The following is a 23,824-nucleotide window of genomic DNA, read 5'->3' on the forward strand; positions in this document are numbered from 1 at the left end:
TTTAATCTAACAATGACTTTTTTAATGTTTTTTTGAAAAATATTAATAGAAATTCTTAATCGCAAGAAAACGAGTATCTTACAATCTGAAAAAAAATAGGATTTAGAAAAACATTTTCCTTAAAACCATATTTTAGCAATAAATTTTTCTTTTTAGAATAAAACATCTTGAATTTATAATCATATAATTATAACATTTCACTAAAATGATTCCATATTTGTTATATAGAACAGCCTCTTATTTTATTGAACTTTACGCTTTAATTATACATAATTTACAAAAGAAGTGCATCATAGAGGAGAATAACAATCAATATCTTTATAATAAACATCATACAAAAGGGTTTATAAAAGTTTATTATAAATAACATAAAAAGATGTACTTTACATAAAGAACATCTCTTTATAAGATGATTATATCTGTTTGAACTAAAAAAATGAGATCCTAAATTTATTTTTACTATAATACTGAAATTAAAATACGTCTTAGTTTTACATAACTATTAACTCGTGTTAGGGATTGAAACGACATCCTTTTTAACGTGTTATTGAAGCGATAGCTGAAATAAAACATTAAAAAGATATAGTGTAAAGCCCGACCACGCCTTTTATGGCGTGGTAACATACAAGAAAAAGAAGAACTTTAATAAGTATGTATATATATTGTGTGAAATATTGTTTTCTAATATCTTTGCAACCTCAAATATTAAACATTAAATGATTAAAATAACTTTACCTGACGGAACTATTAAGGAGTTTGCTAAAAATAGCACTCCAATGGATGTTGCAAAAAGCATTAGTGAAGGGTTTGCTAGAAACGTAATATCTGCAAATTTTAACGACGTAACTGTTGAAACCACTACCCCATTAACCACGGATGGTTCTTTAATTTTATATACATTTAATGACGATGGTGGTAAGAAAGCTTTTTGGCATTCTTCTGCACACGTTTTAGCAGAAGCAATTTTAAGTTTTTATCCGAAAGCTAAATTAACTATTGGGCCTGCAATTGATAATGGTTTCTATTATGATATTGATTTAGGTGAAAATGTTATTTCTGATAAGGATTTCCCTGTTATTGAAAAGAAATTCTTGGAAATTGCGCGTGGAAAACATGAATTTTCTTTACGTTCTATTTCTAAAGCGGATGCGTTATCTTTATATAAAGAAGAAAATAACGAATATAAAGTTGAATTGATTGAAAACTTAACCGATGGTGAGATTACTTTTTGTGATCATAGCAACTTTACAGATTTATGTAGAGGAGGCCATATACCTAATACCGGTATTTTAAAAGCTATAAAAGTAATGAGTGTTGCTGGAGCTTATTGGCGTGGCGACGAGAAAAACAATCAATTAACACGTGTTTATGGAATTAGTTTTCCTAAACAAAAAATGTTAACTGAATATTTAGCTTTATTAGAAGAAGCAAAAAAACGTGATCATAGAAAACTTGGTAAAGAGTTAGAGCTATTTACTTTTTCTCAGAAAGTTGGCGCAGGTTTACCTTTATGGTTACCAAAAGGTGCAGCTTTAAGAAGTCGTTTAGAGGATTTTTTAAAAAAAGCTCAGAAAAAAGCAGGTTACGAAATGGTAATGACTCCTCATATTGGTCAGAAAGAACTTTATGTTACTTCTGGGCATTATGAAAAATATGGAGAAGATAGTTTTCAGGCAATAAAAACGCCTAAAATGGATGAAGAGTTCTTATTAAAACCTATGAATTGTCCACATCATTGTGAAGTTTATAATTTTAAGCCTTATTCTTATAAAGACTTACCAAAACGTTTTGCAGAATTTGGTACTGTATATAGATATGAACAAAGTGGAGAATTACATGGATTAACACGTGTTAGAGGTTTTACACAAGATGATGCCCATATTTTTTGTACACCAGAACAATTAGATCAAGAATTTAAAGAAGTGATCGATTTAGTTTTATATGTATTCGGTTCTTTAGGTTTTGAAGATTTTACAGCTCAAGTTTCTATTAGAGATAAAAGCAACCCTGATAAATATATAGGAGACACTGAAACTTGGGAAATAGCAGAACAAGCAATTATTAACGCAGCAACAGATAAAGGATTAGATTTTGTAATTGAAGAAGGTGAAGCAGCATTTTATGGTCCAAAATTAGATTTTATGGTGAAGGATGCTTTAGGTAGAAGTTGGCAGCTTGGTACTATACAAGTTGACTATAACTTACCTAAACGGTTCGACTTAACTTACAAAGGTGCAGATAATCAGTTACACAGACCTGTAATGATTCATAGAGCACCGTTTGGTTCTATGGAGCGTTTTATTGCTGTATTGCTAGAGCATACGGGAGGAAACTTCCCTCTTTGGCTAACTCCAGATCAAGTTATCTTATTGCCAATCAGTGATAAATATCAAAAATATTCAGAAAAAGTTTTAGAATCGTTAGAAAATTCCGAAATTCGCGCCCTGGCAGATAACCGAAGTGAGAAAACTGGACGAAAGATTAGAGATGCCGAAGTTAGCAAGATACCATTTATGGTTATTGTTGGAGAGAAAGAAGAACAAGATGGCACAGTTTCTGTGAGAAGACATGGAGAAGGAGACATTGGAACATTTACTATTGAAGAATTTATTTCTTTAATAAAAACAGAAGAAAGTAAAACATTGAAGAAATTTTAATTAATTTTGAATTTCAAGAAAAAATTAAAGGTTGGAGAACAGCCATAAGTTAAATTTTAAATTTATTAGCCATAGCAATACGTAGAAGTAGGTCGAGAAGGCCGTTGAGAGTAATCAAAGAAGATCAGCATAGAATTAATGAAAAAATAAGATATGTTGACGAAGTTCGTCTTGTAGGCGACAATATAGAAGTGGGTGTATATCCTTTAGATAAAGCTAAAGAATTAGCCAGAGAACAGGAATTGGATTTGGTTGAAATTTCACCAAAAGCAAAACCACCTGTTTGTAAAATTATTGATTACAAGAAATTCTTGTATGAGCAAAAGAAACGTGAAAAAGCTTTAAAGTCGAAAGCAACAAAAGTGACTATTAAAGAAATACGTTTTGGACCTCAAACCGATGAGCATGATTATGAATTTAAAAAGAAACATGCAGTTAAGTTTTTACAAGATGGTGCTAAATTAAAAGCATTTGTATTCTTTAAAGGACGTTCAATTATTTTTAAGGAACAGGGTCAAATTTTATTATTAAAACTAGCCCAAGAACTTGAAGAATATGGTAAAGTAGAGCAATTTCCTAAATTAGAAGGTAAACGTATGATTATGTTTATTGCTCCAAAAAAATTGAAATAAATAGAATTAACATTCTATGAGTACTGGACATTGTTCAGCATAAACAATCTTATAAGCAAGATAAAAACGAAGGATAGATGCCTAAAATGAAAACCAAATCTAGCGCCAAAAAACGATTTAAAGTTACTGGTACTGGAAAAATCAAAAGAAAGCACGCGTTTAAAAGTCACATCTTAACAAAGAAGTCTAAAAAACGTAAATTAAAGTTAACTCATGACGGTTTAGTACATAAATCAGATGAGTCTAACATTAAGCAAATGTTAAACTTAAAGTAAGTTTAACCAGGGAATTTAATTATTAACCATGGAGTTAGGCAAAAAATAAAAAGTATTCTTAATTGAATCGCCTACTACAAAACACATTGAAATTATGCCAAGATCAGTAAATTCAGTAGCCTCAAGAAAAAGAAGAAAAAAATCTTGAAGGCAGCAAAAGGTTACTTCGGACGTAGAAAAAACGTTTACACAGTAGCAAAAAATGCGGTTGAAAAAGGAATGCTTTATGCATACCGTGACCGTAAAAATAATAAAAGAAACTTTCGTTCTTTATGGATTGTACGTATTAACGCTGCAGCTCGTTTACACGGAATGTCTTACTCTCAGTTTATGGGAAAAGTTAAAGCCAATCAAATCGAATTAAACCGTAAGGTTTTAGCTGATTTAGCTGTAAATAACCCAGAGGCTTTTAAGGCAGTTGTAGAGAAAATAAAATAATTATAAATTACTTGCTTATAATAAAAACCCAAACGAATTCGTTTGGGTTTTTTTCATAAATTTACACTCTAAATAACATTATAATGAAATTTAAAATATTAATTGCTTTATTTTTTTCTCTATCACTGCCTCTTTTGCACAAGAAACGGTGCTAGAAGATAAAACTATGAAAGGTCAGTTTGAAAAGATATATCGAATTTCTACAACTTATCAAACTTATAAAGTAATAGGAAAGGATCGATTTCAAAAACTAAAAGAAAATGTTTTAGACTCTTTATTAAAATCTAAAAAAACAATTTCTGAAAAAGAAAGTTTATTAAAATCTGAAAGAAAAAACATTCAAAAACTAAACACAGAATTATCTAAAACTAAACTTGATTTAGAAGCTGCTTTGAAGAAAGAGAACTCAATATCTTTATTAGGTGCTCAACTTAACAAAACTACTTATAATTTAATTTTATGGTTTATAATTATTGCTCTTAGTTTAGCATTAAGTTTCTTTGTATTTAAATTTTCTCGAAGCAATATATTAACTAATAAAGCTCAAGGTAGCTTACAAGATGTTGAACTTGAATTCGAAAACCATAGAAAAAAAGCAATTGAAAGAGAACAAAAATTACGAAGACAATTGCAAGATGAAATTAATAAACACAGAAATTAGCAATCAAATTCTCAATAAAAAGAGAATTCTTAAAAAAAAATGATAAAAATTCGATATAACTGAATTTTTATCAATTCTTTTTAATTTAACCTAAACCGAACTTTTATTTCTTAGATTTGTTTTGAACCTATATGAAATAAAAAGTGAATTTACTACACATTACCGCAGAGTGCTATCCAATAGCAAAAGTTGGAGGTTTAGCTGATGTTGCTGGAGCTTTACCTAAATATCAAAAAGAATTAGGTATAAATAGTAGTGTTATTATGCCTTATTATAACAATGTTTTTACTCAGAAAAATGAATTCGAAAAAATATACCAAAGTAATTTAATTCTCGGAGATAATTATTTAGAATTTAGTATCCTAAAATTAACAAACAACTCACTTGGTTTTGACTTATTTTGTGTAGATGTACCCAATTTATTATATAAAGACTACGTATATTCTTTTGATGATACAGAACGTTTTTTAGCTTTTCAAATTGCTACTTTAGATTGGGTTTTAACATTAGAAAACAAACCTGATGTTATTCATACTCATGATCATCATACTGGTTTAATTCCATTTATGGTTTCTCAATGTTTTAAATATGAAACTTTAAAAAACACACCCACTATTTTAACAATACATAATGCTCAATATCAAGGTTGGTTTGCACATAACAAAGTGTATTTATTACCTCCTTTTAATTTTGACAATGTAGGATTATTAGACTGGGATGGAAGTATTAATCCTTTAGCTGCTGCAATAAAATGTGCTTGGAAAGTTACTACAGTTTCCCCTTCTTATATGGAAGAACTAAAACTAAAAGCCAACGGTTTAGAAAATCTTTTAAATCATGAAAGTAGTAAATGTGTAGGAATCTTAAATGGGATAGATTTCGAAGTTTGGAATCCTGAAACCGATAATTTTATAATAAAAAACTACAATAAAGATAGTTATATCTCTGGTAAAAGTGAAAATAAAAACTGGCTTTGTGAAAAGTATTCTTTAGACAATACTAAACCTCTTTTTGTTTTTATTGGTAGATTGGTTCATGAAAAAGGAGCTGATTTGTTTTCAGATATTTTTAAAATTGCCTTAAAAGAAAATGACATTTCAATATTGCTTTTAGGTTCTGGAGATAAAGAAAATGAAGAGTCTTTAAAACCTTTGATAGAATTAAAAAATTTTAATGCACATATTGGTTATAATGAAAAATTATCTCATATAATTTATGCTGGCGCTGACTTTTTATTAATGCCATCTAGAGTAGAACCTTGTGGTTTAAACCAAATGTATTCGTTGCGTTATGGAACAATACCTGTTGTTAATGAAATTGGAGGATTAAAAGACACAGTAATAGATATTAAAGATGATGGTTTTGGGATTCGTCATGATGGAGTTACAATAGAGAAAGCTACAGATGCCATAAAAAGAGCTTCAGATTTTTATAAAAATAAAAACGAATTCTTAAAAAATTCAAAAAAAATAATGGAAATAGACCATTCTTGGAATAATTCTGCCCAAGAATACTTAAACTTATATAAATCGTTAAAACAATAAACTATGAATGATAACAATGTACTATCAATTATTTTAGGAGGTGGACAAGGTTCAAGATTATATCCTTTAACTGCTGACAGGTCTAAACCTGCAGTGCCAATTGCGGGTAAATATAGATTAGTAGATATTCCAATATCAAACTGTATCAATTCGGATATTAAAAGAATCTATGTTTTAACGCAATTTAATTCAGCTTCTTTAAATCAACATATAAAAAATACATATCATTTTAGTTTTTTTAGTAACGCTTTTGTAGATGTTTTAGCAGCAGAACAAACTATGAAAAGTGACAAATGGTTTCAAGGAACCGCAGATGCTGTTAGGCAAAGTATGCATCATTTTTTACAAAACGATTTTGAATATGCATTAATTCTATCTGGTGATCAACTTTACAATATGGATTTACAAGATATGATTCAAAAGCATAAAGAGAGTGATGCAGAAATATCAATTGCAACCTATCCTGTAAACGCAAAAGACGCCACTGGTTTTGGCCTTTTAAAAACAAACTCAGAAAACCAAATTACTTCTTTTATTGAAAAACCTGGAGAAGATCTATTAAAAGATTGGACATCTGAAGTAAGTGATGAAATGAAAACAGAAGGTAGAAACTATTTAGCTTCAATGGGAATCTATATTTTTAATAGAGACTTATTAATAAAACTAATGGATAACCCAGATACTATTGATTTTGGTAAAGAAATTATTCCTCAATCTATTCATAAACACAAAACAGTTAGCTATCAATACGAAGGTTATTGGACAGATATTGGTACAATTGAATCTTTCTTTGAGGCTAATTTAGGTTTAACAGATGATATTCCTAAATTCGATTTATATGATAAAAAAGAGTTTATACAAGGGCAAGAATTTTACCTACTTCTAAAATTACAGGTACAAGAATTAATAAATCTGTAATTTCTGATGGTTGTATAATTCATGCAGATATAATTGAAAAAAGTGTAATTGGTATTCGTTCTAGAATTGGAAAAGACACTACAGTTACTAACACTTACATGATGGGTAATGACACCTATGAATTATTAAAAGATAAAGAAGTTTTAAAAATTGATAATCTTTTAGGAATTGGAGAAAGATGTAATATAAATAACTGTATTATAGATAAAAACTGCAGAATAGGAGATGATGTAATTATAAATGGAGGAACTCATTTAGAAGATACAGAAACCAACAGTTATTCAATTAAAGACGGTATTGTAGTAATTAAAAAAGGAGCAACCATTCCAAAAGGAACCATAATACAATAAATTCATTTTCACTTAAAACAACTAAATGTCTAAAGTTATAGCTCATAGTTTATTTACCGAATTTGATGTTAGCTTATTTAAAGCTGGTAAACATTATAGATTATACGAAAAATTTGGTTCGCATATTACTACTGTAAAAGGTATAGAAGGCACTTATTTTGCTGTCTGGGCACCTAGTGCAAAAGAAGTTTCTGTTATTGGAGATTTTAACTATTGGAACGATTCTGAACATCAACTTAATGTAAGATGGGATTCTAGCGGTATTTGGGAAGGTTTTATACCACATGTTGGTAAAGGGGACGTTTACAAGTATAAAATTAAAAGTAACAATAATAATATTGTTACAGAAAAATCTGATCCTTACGCTCGTAGGTGTGAGCATCCACCTAAAACGGCTTCTATAGTTTGGGAAGATAATTATGGTTGGAAAGACAAAAAATGGATGAAATCGCGTAAAAAGAATAATGCTTTAGACGCACCATATTCTGTTTATGAAGTTCATTTGGGTTCTTGGAAAAAGCAAATAGAAGATGATCGTTTTTTAAGTTACACAGAGCTAGCAACTGAATTAGTAGATTATGTTGATGAAATGAATTTTACACATGTAGAATTTATGCCTGTTATGGAATATCCTTACGACCCTAGTTGGGGATATCAATTAACCGGTTACTTCGCTCCTACTTCTAGATTTGGTTATCCTGATGAATTTAAATTTTTGGTAGATAAATTTCACGAAAAAGGTATTGGAGTTATTCTCGATTGGGTTCCTTCACACTTTCCTTCTGACGCTCATGGTTTAGGTAATTTTGATGGTTCAAACTTATATGAACATCCGGATGTTAGGAAAGGTTATCATCAAGATTGGAAAAGTTTAATTTTTAATTATGGTAGAAACGAAATAAAATCTTTCTTAATAAGTAATGCATTATTTTGGTTAGACCAATACCATGCAGATGGGCTTCGTGTAGATGCAGTTGCTTCTATGTTGTTTTTAGATTATTCTAGAAAAGATGGAGAATGGGAACCAAATGAATATGGTGGGAGAGAAAATTTAGAAGCAATTTCTTTTATCAAAGAAATGAACGTTGCAGTTTATGAAAACTATCCAGATGTACAAACAATAGCAGAAGAATCCACTTCATTCCCTAAAGTATCTAGCCCAGTTTTTTCTGGCGGATTAGGTTTTGGTATGAAATGGATGATGGGTTGGATGCATGATACCTTAGACTTTTATGCTAAAGAACCAATTTATAGAAAGCATAATCAAAATGAATTAACTTTCAGTTTAAATTACGCATTTACAGAAAACTTTATGCTACCACTATCGCATGATGAAGTTGTGTATGGTAAAAAAGCTATTGTAGATAAAATGCCAGGTGATGAATGGCAAAAATTTGGTAATTTAAGATTATTATATAGTCTTATGTTTATGCATCCAGGAACAAAATTATTGTTTCAAGGTGGTGAATTTGGTCAAACATCAGAATGGAATTTTAATGGAAGTCTAGATTGGCATTTACTAGAATATGATGTACATAAAGGCGCGCAAACCTTAGTAAAAGAGCTAAATAAACTATACAAAAAAGAACCTGCTTTACATGAAAAACAATTTTCTCATGAAGGTTTCGAATGGATAGATCATGGAGATCATAAAAACTCCGTTTTATCTTTTATTAGAAAAGGTAAAAATGAAGCTGATAACATAATTGTTGTATTGAACCTTACTCCTGTTCCAAGAGAAAATTATAGAATAGGAATTCCTAAAAAAGGAACACTAAAACAAGTTTTTAATAGTGATGACAACAAATATTATGGTACAGGAAACTTTAAAACAAAGAAACTTACTTCTAATAAAAAAGAGTGGAACGGTCGGAAAAACTCTATAGAATTAAACCTACCACCTTTGGGAATGATAGCATTCAAATATAAATAAATTAAAAGCTCTTTCTTTGCTAATAAATCAGCAAAAAAAGAGCTTTTAATTTTCATATACTTTAATAAAACTGCTCGATTTTAAGACTTTAAAAATTCTTTAACTAATAAACAAAAGAAGTTACAGAACCAATCAATTTAAAGATTAAAGCAATAAATTAACCATAATAAAGACGAATACGATATCGTAAAAAAAGAGGTTTTACCAAACTTTATATTCAAACTTTTACGATTTTTGTAAACCAAAAACAACCAAAATTATGATTGTTAATACAGAATTAGAACAGAAAGGAAATTTATTTCCTTCCGAAATAATAAGTTATAAAAAAGATGTAGATACGCTTTCTTTTACTGCCAAAAACAATGTGGTATTACAAGTTACAGTGGTTAGAGATAGTGTTATAAGATTCAGATATTCTACGACAGGAAAATTCGAAAATGATTTTTCATATGGAGTAACTGTACATGCAAGTAGAGGATATAGTTTTTTAGATGTATCCGAAGATGAAACTCATTATATTATTACTACTTCAAAATTAATTTGTAAAGTAGAAAAACTTAGCTTACAAGTAAGTTTATTTGATGCTATAGATTTAAAATTAATTAATGAAGACGAAATTGGTTTTCATTGGGAAGAATGTTATGAACATGGTGGAGACATCGTTAAAATGAGTAAAACCTGTCAAAAAGCAGAAAGTTTTTATGGTTTAGGAGATAAACCTGTAGACGTTAATTTAAAAGGTAAACGTTTTCAAAACTGGGCAACAGATTCATATGCTTTTGGTAAAAATACAGATCCTATATACAAGGCAATACCATTTTATACAGCAATACAAGACAATAAGTCTTACGGAATATTTTTTGACAATACTTTTAAAACATCTTTCGATTTTGCACAAGAAAGAAGAAATGTAACAAGTTTTTGGGCACAAGGTGGTGAAATGAATTATTATTTCATTTATGGTCCGCAAATGGAAGATGTAGTTAAAAACTATACAGATTTGACTGGTAAACCTCATGCTTTACCACCATTATGGGCTTTAGGGTTTCATCAATGTAAATGGTCTTATTACCCAGAGGCAAATGTTAAAGAGGTAACAAATACATTTAGAGATTTAAAAATTCCTTGTGATGCTATTTATTTAGACATCGATTATATGGATGGTTTCCGTTGTTTTACCTGGGATAAAAATTACTTTCCAGACCCAAAAAGAATGGTAAAGGAATTAGAAGATGATGGTTTTAAAACTGTTGTTATCATAGATCCGGGAATTAAAATAGATTTAGAATATGATGTTTTTAAAGAAGCATTAGATAAAGATTATTTCTGTAAACGTGCAGATGGACCATACATGAAAGGTAAAGTTTGGCCTGGAGAATGTTATTTTCCAGATTACACAAAGCCAGAAGTTAGAGAATGGTGGTCTGGTTTATTTAAAGAATTAATAGAAGATATTGGTGTAAAAGGTGTTTGGAATGATATGAACGAACCTGCCGTTATGGATGTTCCTAACAAATCTTTCCCAGATGATGTACGTCATGACTATGATGGAAACCCTTGTTCACATAGAAAAGCACATAATATTTACGGAACCCAAATGGCACGTGCAACGTATCATGGCCTAAAAAAATATGCATATCCTAAAAGACCTTTTGTAATTACAAGATCTGCTTATTCTGGCGCACAACGTTATACTTCTACTTGGATGGGAGATAATGTAGCTACTTGGGAGCATTTAGCAATTGCCAATAACCAAGCACAGAGAATGGCAATGTCTGGTTTTTCTTTCGCGGGTTCAGATATTGGTGGATTTGCAGAACAACCTCAAGGTGAATTATTTGCTCGTTGGATTCAATTAGGAATTTTTCATGCTTTTTGTAGAGTTCATTCTTCTGGTGATCATGGAGATCAAGAACCTTGGGTTTTTGGTGATGAAATTACTGATATTGTAAGAAAATTTGTTGAGATTAGATATCAACTTTTACCTTATTTGTACACCGCTTTTTGGAAATATTTAAACGATGGAACTCCAATTTTAAAGTCTTTAGTTTTATACGACCAAGAAGATACAGCTACTCATTATAGAAGTGATGAGTTTGTGTATGGTGAACAAATTTTAGTTTGTCCTATTCAAGAGCCAAATGCCAAAGGAAGAAGAATGTACATACCAAAAGGTAAATGGTATAATTTCTGGACAGATGAAGTTGTAGAAGGAGGAAAAGAACTTTGGGTTGATGCCGATTTAGATAGTATGCCAATATTTATTAAAGAAGGAGCTGTTATACCTAAATATCCTGTACAACAATATGTTGGTGAAAAAGAGTTTGATGAAATTACGTTAGATGTTTACTATAAAGAAGGTAAAGAATCTTCCAAATTATATGATGATGCTCATGATGGATATGATTATAAAAAAGGAAGATTTAGTTTACGAACGTTTAAAGTAACTGGTAAAAAAGAAGAATTTATTTTACAACAGCATAAAAGAGGAGATTTTAATGCAGGTTATACAAAGTTTAAAATTGTTTTACACAACTTACCTTTTACAATAACTTCTGTTCAAATTGATAATGTAGAAGTAGAACTAAATCAATCAGGAACTGATAGAACCCAAGCTATAACTGTAGATAAAGAATTTACAGAGCTACATTTATTCGGCGAATAAATGTAAATTTTTTAAGATTAAAAGAGAAGCCTCCCTAAAAACAGGGAGGCTTCTCCCCTTTTATAGGGAGGTTAAAATTTCATCAAAAATGGGGATTGTACAGTAACTATTTCTGTTGTAAATTTGAAGTATAAATATTAGTATCCCCCCAAAACTCATATTTTTATTTAATAAAGCGACGATGGTTCCCCCTAAAACCGGAGTCGCTTTTTTTAATTCTAGAACATAAAAAAAGCCTCAATTTACATTTGAGGCTTTTTATTTATTTTTGGAAATTAATTATATTCCATCAGCTAACCCTTTTAACTTTTGAGTATTCTCTGCTAGCATTAATTCATCTATAATTTTTTGAATATCACCATTTACAATATTTGGCAAATCATATAACGACAAACCTATTCTGTGATCTGTAACTCTACCTTGTGCATAGTTATAAGTTCTAATTTTAGCACTTCTATCACCGGAAGAAACCATAGAACCTCTTTTTAATGCATCCTCAGCATTCTTTTTTTCTAATTCCATATCATATAAACGAGAACGTAAAACTTTAAAAGCTTTTTCCTTGTTTTTATGCTGAGATTTTTGATCTTGACATTGTGCAACTAAGCCAGAAGGAATATGCGTTAATCTAACCGCAGAATATGTAGTATTTACAGATTGACCACCTGGACCAGAAGAACAGAAAAAATCTATTCTTACATCTTTAGGATTAATTTCTACATCAAATTCTTCTGCCTCAGGAAAAACCATACAAGTTGCAGCAGATGTATGTACACGGCCTTGAGTTTCTGTTTGTGGCACTCTTTGAACACGGTGAACACCAGCTTCAAATTTTAAAGTACCATAAACATCAGGTCCATTAACTTCAAACTGAATTTCTTTAAATCCTCCATTTGTACCTTCAGAATAATCTACCGTAGAAACTTTCCAACCTCTACTTTCGCAATATTTAGAATACATTCTAAATAAATCTCCAGCAAAAATACTTGCCTCATCTCCACCTGTTCCTGCTCTTAGTTCTACTACTGCATTTTTAGAATCTTCAGGATCTTTAGGTATTAATAAAAATTTTATTTCATTTTCTAATTCAGGAATTCTAGAATTGGCTTCTTCTATTTCCATCTTTGCCATTTCATTCATTTCTGCATCAGATCCATCTGCAAGAATTTCTTTTGCTTCTTCTATATTGTTTGTTAAAGTTTGGTATTCATCCCCTTTTTTAACAACATCTCCTAAATCTTTATATTCTTTCATCAAAGCAGCATAGCGTTTTTGATCCATGATAATATCTGGTTGAATAATCAAATCAGAAACCTCATCATAACGCTGCTTAACAATTCTTAACTTATCTAACATCTTCTACTCTTTTCTTGGATTGCGAATTTACGATTTTTATAAGTATATTTGGAATAACCAAAACATTTTTTATGAGATTGCTCTTCTTTTTTTGCTGTTTACTAATGATTGTTTCATGTAAAAACGAAATTAAAAAAACACAAAAACCTGTTTTTTTAATAGGAAATTGGATACGGTTAAATGACAAACCAGGTAATCAAACTTATGAAAATTGGGACTTGAATTTTAAAGGAATTGGCTATACAAAACAAGGAAAAAAAACATCATTTAAAGAAATACTAAGCATAGTTACTATAAATGATACTTTAAATTTAAAAGTAGAAGGTGTAAATGAAAAACCTACATTCTTTAAATTTACAGCACAAACAGACACTTCATTTGTTTGTGAGAATCTAAAAAATGAGTTCCCCAAAAAAATACAATACTATCTAGACAATCAACATCTAAAAGCAATAGTATCATCTGAGGACTTTAGAATTGATTTTGTTTTTAAAAAACAAAACTAAAGCCTCATTAATTGTTAATTGTGGTTTTGTAAATCTCTTCTTGAAATGTTTTTAAACTTATTCCAAATTCAAATTTATAATTTACAAATTTTAAAGCATTTTCAATTGCACTTAAAGTAGCTACTATATCTTTTGTAGAAACTGAACCCATATGACCAACTCTAAAATATATTGTTTTAAGTTCTGGCAATAATCCGCCTGCTACAATAATATCATTTGCTGCCATTTTAGCACAAAACTCTCCACCATTTACATCTTCTGGATAATAAATTGCAGATAAAGTATTAGCACAAATATTGTTAGAAATTGGCATCAACTTTAAACCTATACTTTGTATTGATCTTCTAAACGCTGCAGCAATTGTTTGATGGCGTTTTACTCTTTTTTGAATTCCTTCTGTAACAATAATCTCTAAACTTTTCTCTAGTGCAAAAATTAAATTTACGGGAGGTGTTCCAAAATATGAAGGCTTCCCTTCTTCATAAGCTTTCATAATTGGAAGCCAATTCTGCCAATCGCAATAATAATTAGACACCAAAGTTTTTCTTTGCTCCCAAACACTCATTGCTTTTTTTGAAACTACTAATAAAGCCAACCCTGGAGGAACACCAATTGCTTTTTGTGATGCTGTTAATACAATATCTAAACCCCATTCTTCTTGTTTAATTTCTTCTCCAGCAACTGAGCAAACACCATCTAGAATAGATAAAACATTGTATTTTTTTGCTAATTCAGCTATAGGTTTCGGGTTTACTAATACACCAGTGGAAGTATCTACATGTGTAAAAGTTAACAATTTATATTTTTTCTTTTTTAAAGCATCATTTACTCTATCAATTTCTATCGTTTTACCAGGAACAACATTTAAAATTGTAACATTTGCTCCATATCTTTCTAAAATATCTTTATAACGATCTCCAAAATATCCTGTAGAAATCACCAAAGCATTGTCTCCTTGCTCAATAAGATTTGAAGCAGCCATATCCATTGCTAACGTTCCACTACCAGAAATTATAAACGGTTGCCCATTTTTAGTTTGCCAAATTTTACGCATACTACGAATACAGTTTCCAAAAGTAGCTATAAAGTTTGGAGCTACATGGCTTGCAGTTTGTGCACCCAAAACTCTTAATACTTCTGGCTCAAATTCTATTGGACCTGGAATCATTAATAATTTTCTACCTTTCATTATGTTGCTTAAAAATTAGTATATAAAATATTTCTTTACAATAATAGTAAAACTAAACAACAAAAAGAAGCGAACGTTCGCTAATTATTTTAATTCATGTCTATTTTATACTATATTAAAGAATTTAATATAAATAATTAAGGTAATTTAAAAAATAATTGGTGGTTTTAAAATTGATTTTGTTTTTTAGAAGGAGAAGTAATTTAGTTTGTTTCTAAGGTCTTAAATCGCTAACTTCGTTATCGTCTGATATAAAACATTAGAACGATTTTATATCATTAAAGTTGGCAACAAGCTGAAAAAATATCTAAACCGAACTTGACTGAATAAATTTAATGCAAATTAAAGCCTACATAAAACAACCTTACCCATTTTATTATGAGCAATTAAAAAGAGTATTCTTATTGCTTTGCTTTCTTGCAATAGCAAGTTTTATTTTCACCTATTTATTTGAACCTTTTATTGTAAATATTGAAGAACATAAAATAGATAATTTTTGGATTATGGTAATACATTCCGTTATACCAATCCCTGTTGCTTTTACGTATTTTTTCTTGCTCAAAAAATCGATAAAAAATATTGAAAATTGGACATTAGGCAAGGAGTTTTTGCATTTGGCAGTAATTCTATTACTTATAGGTTTTGTTAGCTTCTTGATTCGAGATTTTATTTATACAAATCCTGATAATTGGTCTTTTCGCTACTTGTGGGAAGAAATAAGAAATACGTTTTTAGTCGGTATTTTATTGCTGATGATTATTTTACCATTAAATCTTCATCGTTTGATTATTAAGCACTCAAATGATTTAAAAAAAATATCCGTTACGCAACAATATATCAATGACGTTAATGCAACTGTTCAAATTGTTACGCCAATAAAAGAGGAGAATTTTGAGTTAAACATTCAGACTTTTCTTTATGCAAAAGTGGATAGTAACTATCTAGAAATATTTTATGACTATTCAAATACTAATGAAAAGGACTTAAAAAGATTAACTCTAAAAGAATTTTTAGACCAATTAAAGTCTTATCCGTTTATTTTTAAAACTCATCGCTCTTATGTTGTAAACCTTAACGCAATTGAATCTGTTTCTGGAAATGCCCAAGGATATGTACTTTATTTAAAAAACTACTCCAAAAGAACAATCCCTGTTTCTCGTTCTAAAATTGAAGAATTTAACCAAGTTCATAACAGTTTAAAAAACCAATAGCTTGTAATTCGACCTTTTCAGTTGTATTTCGTCACTTTCGGTTGCTATTCATCCCACTAGTATAAACCGTGTTGATTTTGTTTTTATCATTGCCAAAAAAACAAAATTAATGAGTATTTCAAAAAGAAGACACGATTTAGATTGGTTAAGAGTTATTGCTATTTTGGCTGTTTATTTCCATCATTTAGGTATGCCTTTTAATGGAGATGATTTTCATATTATGAATGCCGATTCTAGCAAATTATTAGACGACATAATGGTTTACTTTGAGCAGTTTAGACTTCCTCTACTATTTTTGATATCTGGTACAGGAACAGTACTCGCATTTTCTAAGCGGAATTGGAAGCATTTTTTAAAGGAACGTACGGGAAGACTTTTAATTCCACTCTTCTTTGGTGTGCTATTTATTGTACCACCTCAAACATATTATCAATACATCAATGAATTCAATTCTTACTGGCAGATATACACAGAAGGTAGATTTGAAACTAATCATCTTTGGTTTATAGAAAATCTTTATGTGATTTCTATAATTATAATTCCTTTAATTATTTTTCTTAAATCCAAAAAATCTGAGGGATTTATAAATTGGTTCGAAAAAATATCCTCTTATAAAATGGGACTTTTATTGAGCGGACTTCCTCTTATCATTTTAACAGTAATACTAAAAAGGTATTATCCAACTGGGTCTTCTTCATTAACTAATCTTTCAGAAACATTCTTTTACACTTACTTTTTTATTTCTGGTATTTTGTTTGCAAGTTCAAAAATGTTTTGGGAAAATTTGAAGAACTTTAGACTTGTTCATCTTAATAGTTTCATTATTAGCACACTATTATTCTACGGTTACTATTTCATACCGAATACTATCGTGGAGCCTTATTTAACCGTTTCTGTTCGTTGGGATATCTGGTATGTCCTGTGTAGTCTATTGGGCTGGTGTTTTGTTTTGACCATATTAGGATATGGACAAGTTTACTTTAATAAACCTAGTCTTTACCTTAAACGAATGAACGAAGCTATTTATCCATTTTATATTTTACATCAAACAGTTATTATAATTTGTGCATATTACATCATTCAACTAGACTTAAATATTCCTGCTAAGTTTATCGTTCTTTTAGTTATTTCATTTTTTATTATTGTAGTAATTTACCGTTTTGCCATTTACCCTTTTAGAATTATGAGAGTGCTTTTCGGAATGAAACCACGAAAAAGACCACTGAATAAAAGCCAGTTGCCAACAAAGAACTGAGTTAAAAACCAAACAAATTCTTCATTAAATTTAGGCAATAGTCTTCTAGCATTGTTGAAGTAGAATAAATCTCCTTTGGTCGATTTATTTCCAATTCAACAAGCTAAAATTATCATTATAACTTTTATTTTTTTATTTCACTTTTAAGACTGAAACGTGAGCTTCATCATAAGGAATTCCTGATTTAACTATCGAAAAACATTGTTTTAATAGTTTATTGGAAACTGCGATTAATGCTAGTTTTTTACTCTTTCCTTTGTTGGTTATTCGTTCAAATATTGCTGCACAACCCTTATTATGTTTATAGGCGCTAAAAGAACATAAGAAAAGTAAATTCCGTAATTTTCTATTACCAACTTTGCTTATTCTGGCTCTACCTCTTACACTGCTTCCACTTTCTCTAATTGTGGGTGTTATTCCTGCATAACTACACAATTGTGATGACGTCTCAAACTTCTTAAAACCATCTGTAACTACTATTAAAAACAACGCTGTCTTCAAACCAATACCAGGAATACTTTGCAATAGCGTCAACTGTTTTTGATGTTCTTTCTTTACTAAAGACAACAATTTATGCTCTATTCCTTTTAACTCTTTATCTAAATATTTAAGCGTTCGTTTTAGTGAACGATACACATAAGGTGATGGGATTCCTAAAACTTTTTCGCCGTGAATTTTGTTTTTTGTAGCCGTTCTTATTTTTAATTGATTATCCATCAAGCGAAACAACTGCAAACATTCACTTTGAACATCTGTAAGTGCAGTATAAAAAGGTACTTCTTGGGTTAATCCATAATTACAAATCGCTTTTGCATCAGCCTTATCCGTTTTTATCTTTGCTAATTTCATCTGTACAAATCGCTTGATAGACAAAGGATTTACAACTGAAACACAAATACCTTGCTTGTACAAAAACTGAGCAAACCTGTAATGATAATAACCTGTAGCCTCCATAACTACTAAACTATTTTTGGGTAGTAATTTGCGAAACTTTTTAAAGCCTAATTCATCATTCTTGAATTGTAAATGACCTTGTATACTACCATAACAATCGAAGACATTTTTACTAATGTCAATTCCAAAAATTTCACTATATTTATTCATAAGAAAATGTTTTATGAAAGAATAACCTACTGGAATCACAACAACTTAAAATCGAGATCTAAAGTCTCACAGAACTGAACGTAATTTTAGTAGAAAAGAGAGAGGATTATCAGTGTTGTCTGAGTCTAAACTCAACCGTATATAGTAACCTTAATTCTCTCTTTTATTCTTTCTGATTAAGTATCAAATTTATTAAAAGACAAACTTAAGCCGTATATAATTTATTGCTGGCTTCTCGCCTACTTACGAAAGTCCTCGCGGACTTTCTTGGTTGGTAATTATTTACTAAATTAGTTGCTTAAAACACGCAACAAACCATATACAACAACGTTACCTGCAAGCTGAAAAAACATCTAGATGCTAATAGAAAATATACCTGAAATTTACATTAAGGACAATCAAAAAAAACTTGACTTGTTCGTGTATGACTTTAAAATGACCAATGATGTTGTTAAAAGTAAGGTCAATTTGGGAATGAATATGTTTAGCTTTTTACAAGTTGGAAAAAAACAAGTACACTTCGCAGGAACAACAGTAGCAGTAAACAAAGACCAATCTTTATTATTAAAAAAAGGAAATTGGCTTTGGACAGAGTTATTAGATACAGAGACTATTTATTATTGTAAACTTTTCTTTTTTTCAGAAAAAAACTAAAAGAGTTTCTAGAAAAGCACACAGAAAACAGTAAAATAGTAAAAGAAGAAACACCTTATTTCATAATTAGAAATGACTCATACATTAGTTCATATCTAAATTCATTATCTACAATTAGTGAAGCACCAACAGTTTTTGCTAATAATTTACTTTCAGTAAAATTTGAAGAATTGATGCTTTATCTTCTACAGAAATATGGAAGAAAATTTGAACTTTACCTTCATTCTTTAATCATTAAAGAAACTTCACCTTTTAAAAAAATTGTTGAAAGCAAAATACATTCAAATCTAAAGTTAGAAGAAATTGCTTTTTTATGTAATATGAGTTTATCTACTTTTAAACGCCATTTTATTAAAGAATATAAAACATCACCCGGAAAATGGCTTCAAGACAAACGACTTCAAAAAGCAAAAGAAACTTTAGAGCGCGATAATTTAAAACCTTCAGACATCTATTTGGATTTTGGTTATAACAATCTTTCAAACTTTAGTATTGCCTTTAAAAACAAATTCGGATTTAATCCAAGCGAAATAACTTCATAAGTATCTTATTTCAGCTTCATTTTTAAATTTGACCTTTTTTCATAAGTTATTGAACTGTTTTAGTAATTCATAAAGACAACTCTCATTGTAGATTTGCATCAGAATAATAACAATACTAAAACATAAAATTATGAACATTACATTAGAACAAGCAGAAAAAGCAATTGTAGCAGCAAAACAAAAATCTACAGCAATTGACACAAAAATGAATATTGCAGTTGTAGATGCTGGAGCAAATTTAGTAGCATTTGGAAGAATGGATGGTGCTTGGTTAGGCTCACTTGATATATCGATTAAAAAAGCAAAAACAGCTCGTTTTTTTGATATGAATACTGGAATTATTGGAGAGTTATCTCAACCAGGACAGCCTTTATTTAATATCGAACATTCAAATAATGGGTTAATTACTTTTCCAGGTGGTGTACCAATTAAAAACGCAAATGGCGAAATTATTGGAGCTATTGGAGTAAGCGGAAGTTCGGTTGAAAACGACCATACTGTTGCAGAAGCTGGAGCATCAGCAATTTAATAACAGACTAATTAATATAAAGAGGATAATTAAAACAAATTATCCTCTTTTTTTATCAAATAATTATGAAAAAATATTTAGCTGAATTCATTGGAACGTTTGCTTTGGTATTTTGTGGTACAGGAGCAATTATTGTAAACGAGCAATCTAATGGAAGTTTAGGATTAATAGGAATCGCTTTAACTTTCGGAATAATAATAAGTGCTATGATTTATGTTTTCGGAAACATTTCTGGAACACATATAAATCCTTCAGTAACTATAGCTTTAGTAATTGGAAAATTAACATCATTAAAAGACGCATCATTTTATATTTTCGCACAAATTTTGGGAGCAATATTAGCAAGTGTTTTACTTAAATTTATGTTTTCAGAAAACCTAACATTAGGTGCTACAATTCCTTCTGGCGAATTAGTGCAATCATTCATTTTAGAATTTGTTCTGACCTTCTTCTTAATGCTTACAATTTTAGGAGTAACATCAAAAAAAGAATTTTCCAATGTAGCAGGACTTATAATTGGAATAGTCGTTACTGGAATTATCCTTTTTGCAGGACCAATTTCTGGTGGCTCATTTAATCCTGCAAGAAGTTTAGCACCTGCAATTGTATCAGGAAACCTTACAGCACTTTGGATTTATATTACTGCACCAACATTAGGAGCAATAGTAGCTATGTTTGTTTGGAAAGGAATTAACAAAACGGAATAAAAGCCTGTTGCCAACAAAGAACTGAGTTAAAAACCAAACAAATTCTTCATTAAATTTAGGCAATAGTCTTCTAGCATTGTTGAAGTAGAATAAATCTCCTTTGGTCGATTTATTTCCAATTCAACAAGCTAAAATTATCATTATAACTTTTATTTTTTTATTTCACTTTTAAGACTGAAACGTGAGCTTCATCATAAGGAATTCCTGATTTAACTATCGAAAAACATTGTTTTAATAGTTTATTGGAAACTGCGATTAATGCTAGTTTTTTACTCTTTCCTTTGTTGGTTATTCGTTCAAATATTGCTGCACAACCCTTATTATGTTTATAGGCGCTAAAAGAACATAAGAAAAGTAAATTCCGTAATTTTCTATTACCAACTTTGCTTATTCTGGCTCTACCTCTTACACTGCTTCCACTTTCTCTAATTGTGGGTGTTATTCCTGCATAACTACACAATTGTGATGACGTCTCAAACTTCTTAAAACCATCTGTAACTACTATTAAAAACAACGCTGTCTTCAAACCAATACCAGGAATACTTTGCAATAGCGTCAACTGTTTTTGATGTTCTTTCTTTACTAAAGACAACAATTTATGCTCTATTCCTTTTAACTCTTTATCTAAATATTTAAGCGTTCGTTTTAGTGAACGATACACATAAGGTGATGGGATTCCTAAAACTTTTTCGCCGTGAATTTTGTTTTTTGTAGCCGTTCTTATTTTTAATTGATTATCCATCAAGCGAAACAACTGCAAACATTCACTTTGAACATCTGTAAGTGCAGTATAAAAAGGTACTTCTTGGGTTAATCCATAATTACAAATCGCTTTTGCATCAGCCTTATCCGTTTTTATCTTTGCTAATTTCATCTGTACAAATCGCTTGATAGACAAAGGATTTACAACTGAAACACAAATACCTTGCTTGTACAAAAACTGAGCAAACCTGTAATGATAATAACCTGTAGCCTCCATAACTACTAAACTATTTTTGGGTAGTAATTTGCGAAACTTTTTAAAGCCTAATTCATCATTCTTGAATTGTAAATGACCTTGTATACTACCATAACAATCGAAGACATTTTTACTAATGTCAATTCCAAAAATTTCACTATATTTATTCATAAGAAAATGTTTTATGAAAGAATAACCTACTGGAATCACAACAACTTAAAATCGAGATCTAAAGTCTCACAGAACTGAACGTAATTTTAGTAGAAAAGAGAGAGGATTATCAGTGTTGTCTGAGTCTAAACTCAACCGTATATAGTAACCTTAATTCTCTCTTTTATTCTTTCTGATTAAGTATCAAATTTATTAAAAGACAAACTTAAGACGTATATAAAAAATAGCGGTTTTAAAGTTTAAACGAAATTTAATTTTTTAAATTTATCGTTAGTAATAAACCGAAAAGTAGTGCTTAAAAATCCGCTACTTTTCATATACAAGACCGATAACGAGAGTCATTTTCTAATACTCAAAAACGCCAAATTCGCTTTTAATAGTCAATTTTTTAGTTGATGATGCTTCTACTCTCCCTATTATTTTAGCATCCACATTAAAAGATTTTGAGATTTTAATAATATCCTCTGCAATTTCTGATGACACATAAATTTCCATTCTATGACCACAATTAAATACTTGATACATTTCTTTCCAATCTGTTTTAGATTGCTCTTGTATCAGTTTAAATAATGGAGGAATTGGAAACATATTATCTTTTATAATATGTAATTCATCAACAAAATGTAAAATTTTGGTTTGCGCACCACCAGAACAATGTATCATTCCATGAACAGTATCTGAATTAAATTTTGATAAAATTTCTTTAATAATTGGTGCATACGTTCTTGTAGGTGATAAAACTAATTTACCAGCATCTATTGGAGAATTCACAACCTTATCAGTTAATTTTGTATTACCAGAATATACTAACTCTTCAGGAACAGCAGCATCAAAACTTTCAGGATATTTATCTGCTAAATATTTATGAAAAACATCGTGTCTAGCAGAAGTTAATCCGTTAGAACCCATTCCTCCATTATATTCAGTTTCATAACTTGCTTGTCCAAAAGATTCTAAACCAACAATTACATCACCCTCTTTTATATTTGCATTATCAACAACATCTGTACGCTTCATTCTTGCAGTAACTGTAGAATCTACAATTATGGTTCTTACTAAATCGCCAACATCTGCAGTTTCTCCTCCTGTTGAGTGAATGGTTACTCCAAAACCTTTTAAGTCTTCGATTAATTCTTCTGTTCCGTTTATAATTGCTGATAAAACTTCTCCAGGAATTTTACTTTTATTTCTACCAATAGTAGAAGACAACATAATATTATCTGTTGCTCCAACACAAAGTAAATCGTCAATATTCATAATCAAAGCATCTTGTGCAATGCCTTTCCATACAGAAATATCACCAGTTTCTTTCCAATACATATAAGCTAAAGAAGACTTTGTTCCTGCGCCATCTGCATGCATTATTAAACAATAATCTTCATCATTTGTTAAATAATCTGGCACAATTTTACAGAATGCTTTTGGAAATAAACCTTTATCTATATTTTTAATTGCATTATGCACATCTTCTTTAGATGCAGATACACCTCTTTGTGCGTAACGTTTAGAAACTTCTTTACTCATGTTGTTGTGTTGTGAATTGCAAATTTAATCTTTTACATAAAAAAT

Annotated in this window: 17 protein-coding genes and 3 pseudogenes; 15 read left to right on the plus strand and 5 right to left on the minus strand. The window is 30.0% G+C overall.

What is annotated here, in order from left to right:
* Positions 1 to 716 precede the first annotated feature (716 nt).
* The 9 genes and pseudogenes from thrS (at position 717) to N5A56_RS02820 (ending at position 12,073) form a co-directional block, all read left to right on the plus strand.
* A complete protein-coding gene (gene thrS, locus N5A56_RS02780; protein ID WP_265726703.1) occupies positions 717 to 2,657 on the plus strand; it encodes a threonine--tRNA ligase in 1,941 nt (646 codons plus the stop codon).
* A gap of 104 nt (positions 2,658 to 2,761) precedes the next feature.
* On the plus strand, positions 2,762 to 3,289 hold the full coding sequence (gene infC, locus N5A56_RS02785; protein WP_265726702.1) for a translation initiation factor IF-3: 528 nt from the start codon (positions 2,762 to 2,764) through the stop codon (positions 3,287 to 3,289).
* A 77-nt stretch (positions 3,290 to 3,366) separates the two neighbouring features.
* Positions 3,367 to 3,564: a 50S ribosomal protein L35 gene (rpmI, locus tag N5A56_RS02790; RefSeq protein ID WP_265726701.1), complete on the plus strand. Its 198-nt coding sequence runs from the start codon at positions 3,367 to 3,369 to the stop codon at positions 3,562 to 3,564.
* A gap of 94 nt (positions 3,565 to 3,658) precedes the next feature.
* A pseudogene (gene rplT, locus N5A56_RS02795) lies at positions 3,659 to 4,002 on the plus strand (50S ribosomal protein L20).
* Positions 4,003 to 4,168: 166 nt separating this feature from the next.
* Positions 4,169 to 4,663: a hypothetical protein gene (locus tag N5A56_RS02800; protein WP_265726699.1), complete on the plus strand. Its 495-nt coding sequence runs from the start codon at positions 4,169 to 4,171 to the stop codon at positions 4,661 to 4,663.
* Positions 4,664 to 4,806: 143 nt separating this feature from the next.
* Complete coding sequence (locus tag N5A56_RS02805; RefSeq protein WP_265726698.1) at positions 4,807 to 6,207, plus strand: glycogen synthase; 1,401 nt, start codon at positions 4,807 to 4,809, stop codon at positions 6,205 to 6,207.
* A 3-nt stretch (positions 6,208 to 6,210) separates the two neighbouring features.
* Positions 6,211 to 7,475: pseudogene (locus N5A56_RS02810) on the plus strand (glucose-1-phosphate adenylyltransferase).
* Between the two features lie 25 nt (positions 7,476 to 7,500).
* Complete coding sequence (gene glgB, locus N5A56_RS02815; RefSeq protein ID WP_274270166.1) at positions 7,501 to 9,408, plus strand: 1,4-alpha-glucan branching protein GlgB; 1,908 nt, start codon at positions 7,501 to 7,503, stop codon at positions 9,406 to 9,408.
* A gap of 259 nt (positions 9,409 to 9,667) precedes the next feature.
* Positions 9,668 to 12,073, plus strand: coding sequence for a glycoside hydrolase family 31 protein (locus N5A56_RS02820; RefSeq protein WP_265726697.1), 2,406 nt, complete (start codon positions 9,668 to 9,670; stop codon positions 12,071 to 12,073).
* 279 nt (positions 12,074 to 12,352) lie between these two features.
* Here N5A56_RS02820 and prfA read toward each other — a convergent pair whose 3' ends face one another.
* A complete protein-coding gene (prfA, locus tag N5A56_RS02825; RefSeq protein WP_265726696.1) occupies positions 12,353 to 13,429 on the minus strand; it encodes a peptide chain release factor 1 in 1,077 nt (358 codons plus the stop codon).
* Positions 13,430 to 13,533: 104 nt separating this feature from the next.
* Between prfA and N5A56_RS02830 the strand changes: the two genes are divergently transcribed.
* Positions 13,534 to 13,935 (plus strand): DUF6265 family protein, encoded by a 402-nt coding sequence (locus N5A56_RS02830; RefSeq protein ID WP_265726695.1) that lies wholly within the window; start codon positions 13,534 to 13,536, stop codon positions 13,933 to 13,935.
* Positions 13,936 to 13,942: 7 nt separating this feature from the next.
* On the opposite strand, the gene N5A56_RS02835 is transcribed toward N5A56_RS02830, so the two are convergent.
* Positions 13,943 to 15,124 carry a pyridoxal-phosphate-dependent aminotransferase family protein gene (locus tag N5A56_RS02835; protein ID WP_265726694.1) on the minus strand — a complete coding sequence of 394 codons (1,182 nt, stop codon included), beginning with the start codon at positions 15,122 to 15,124 and terminating at the stop codon, positions 13,943 to 13,945.
* A 335-nt stretch (positions 15,125 to 15,459) separates the two neighbouring features.
* Between N5A56_RS02835 and N5A56_RS02840 the strand changes: the two genes are divergently transcribed.
* Both N5A56_RS02840 and N5A56_RS02845 read left to right on the plus strand, forming a co-directional pair.
* A complete protein-coding gene (locus N5A56_RS02840; RefSeq protein WP_265726693.1) occupies positions 15,460 to 16,335 on the plus strand; it encodes a LytR/AlgR family response regulator transcription factor in 876 nt (291 codons plus the stop codon).
* Positions 16,336 to 16,444: 109 nt separating this feature from the next.
* Positions 16,445 to 17,590 (plus strand): acyltransferase family protein, encoded by a 1,146-nt coding sequence (locus N5A56_RS02845; RefSeq protein ID WP_265726692.1) that lies wholly within the window; start codon positions 16,445 to 16,447, stop codon positions 17,588 to 17,590.
* Between the two features lie 132 nt (positions 17,591 to 17,722).
* Here the strand turns inward: N5A56_RS02845 and N5A56_RS02850 are convergent, their stop codons facing one another.
* Positions 17,723 to 18,694, minus strand: coding sequence for a transposase (locus N5A56_RS02850; RefSeq protein WP_265724304.1), 972 nt, complete (start codon positions 18,692 to 18,694; stop codon positions 17,723 to 17,725).
* Between the two features lie 357 nt (positions 18,695 to 19,051).
* Between N5A56_RS02850 and N5A56_RS02855 the strand changes: the two are divergent.
* The 3 genes and pseudogenes from N5A56_RS02855 to N5A56_RS02865 all read left to right on the plus strand — a co-directional run bounded on the left by N5A56_RS02855 (position 19,052) and on the right by N5A56_RS02865 (position 21,126).
* A pseudogene (locus tag N5A56_RS02855) lies at positions 19,052 to 19,890 on the plus strand (helix-turn-helix domain-containing protein).
* Between the two features lie 130 nt (positions 19,891 to 20,020).
* Positions 20,021 to 20,419 (plus strand): GlcG/HbpS family heme-binding protein, encoded by a 399-nt coding sequence (locus N5A56_RS02860; protein ID WP_265726691.1) that lies wholly within the window; start codon positions 20,021 to 20,023, stop codon positions 20,417 to 20,419.
* A gap of 65 nt (positions 20,420 to 20,484) precedes the next feature.
* Complete coding sequence (locus N5A56_RS02865) at positions 20,485 to 21,126, plus strand: MIP/aquaporin family protein (RefSeq protein ID WP_265726690.1); 642 nt, start codon at positions 20,485 to 20,487, stop codon at positions 21,124 to 21,126.
* A gap of 157 nt (positions 21,127 to 21,283) precedes the next feature.
* On the opposite strand, the gene N5A56_RS02870 is transcribed toward N5A56_RS02865, so the two are convergent.
* On the minus strand, positions 21,284 to 22,255 hold the full coding sequence (locus N5A56_RS02870; RefSeq protein ID WP_265724304.1) for a transposase: 972 nt from the start codon (positions 22,253 to 22,255) through the stop codon (positions 21,284 to 21,286).
* Positions 22,256 to 22,600: 345 nt separating this feature from the next.
* Entirely contained in the window at positions 22,601 to 23,779 is a 1,179-nt protein-coding gene (locus N5A56_RS02875) for an AIR synthase related protein (RefSeq protein WP_265726689.1), read from the minus strand.
* Positions 23,780 to 23,824 lie beyond the last annotated feature (45 nt).

The sequence above is a fragment of the Polaribacter ponticola genome, assembly GCF_026191475.2.
In the GTDB taxonomy this organism is placed as follows: Bacteria; Bacteroidota; Bacteroidia; order Flavobacteriales; family Flavobacteriaceae; genus Polaribacter; species Polaribacter ponticola.

What these genes read in the sequence shown, in the direction of transcription:
- thrS (WP_265726703.1), top strand. Translation starts at nt 717, where the DNA reads ATGATTAAAATAACTTTACCTGACGGAACTATTAAGGAGTTTGCTAAA.
- rpmI (WP_265726701.1), top strand. Translation starts at nt 3,367, where the DNA reads ATGCCTAAAATGAAAACCAAATCTAGCGCCAAAAAACGATTTAAAGTT.
- N5A56_RS02800 (WP_265726699.1), top strand. Translation starts at nt 4,169, where the DNA reads ATGAAAGGTCAGTTTGAAAAGATATATCGAATTTCTACAACTTATCAA.
- glgB (WP_274270166.1), top strand. Translation starts at nt 7,501, where the DNA reads ATGTCTAAAGTTATAGCTCATAGTTTATTTACCGAATTTGATGTTAGC.
- N5A56_RS02820 (WP_265726697.1), top strand. Translation starts at nt 9,668, where the DNA reads ATGATTGTTAATACAGAATTAGAACAGAAAGGAAATTTATTTCCTTCC.
- prfA (WP_265726696.1), bottom strand. Translation starts at nt 13,429, where the DNA reads ATGTTAGATAAGTTAAGAATTGTTAAGCAGCGTTATGATGAGGTTTCT.
- N5A56_RS02830 (WP_265726695.1), top strand. Translation starts at nt 13,534, where the DNA reads ATGATTGTTTCATGTAAAAACGAAATTAAAAAAACACAAAAACCTGTT.
- N5A56_RS02835 (WP_265726694.1), bottom strand. Translation starts at nt 15,124, where the DNA reads ATGAAAGGTAGAAAATTATTAATGATTCCAGGTCCAATAGAATTTGAG.
- N5A56_RS02840 (WP_265726693.1), top strand. Translation starts at nt 15,460, where the DNA reads ATGCAAATTAAAGCCTACATAAAACAACCTTACCCATTTTATTATGAG.
- N5A56_RS02845 (WP_265726692.1), top strand. Translation starts at nt 16,445, where the DNA reads ATGAGTATTTCAAAAAGAAGACACGATTTAGATTGGTTAAGAGTTATT.
- N5A56_RS02850 (WP_265724304.1), bottom strand. Translation starts at nt 18,694, where the DNA reads ATGAATAAATATAGTGAAATTTTTGGAATTGACATTAGTAAAAATGTC.
- N5A56_RS02860 (WP_265726691.1), top strand. Translation starts at nt 20,021, where the DNA reads ATGAACATTACATTAGAACAAGCAGAAAAAGCAATTGTAGCAGCAAAA.
- N5A56_RS02865 (WP_265726690.1), top strand. Translation starts at nt 20,485, where the DNA reads ATGAAAAAATATTTAGCTGAATTCATTGGAACGTTTGCTTTGGTATTT.
- N5A56_RS02870 (WP_265724304.1), bottom strand. Translation starts at nt 22,255, where the DNA reads ATGAATAAATATAGTGAAATTTTTGGAATTGACATTAGTAAAAATGTC.
- N5A56_RS02875 (WP_265726689.1), bottom strand. Translation starts at nt 23,779, where the DNA reads ATGAGTAAAGAAGTTTCTAAACGTTACGCACAAAGAGGTGTATCTGCA.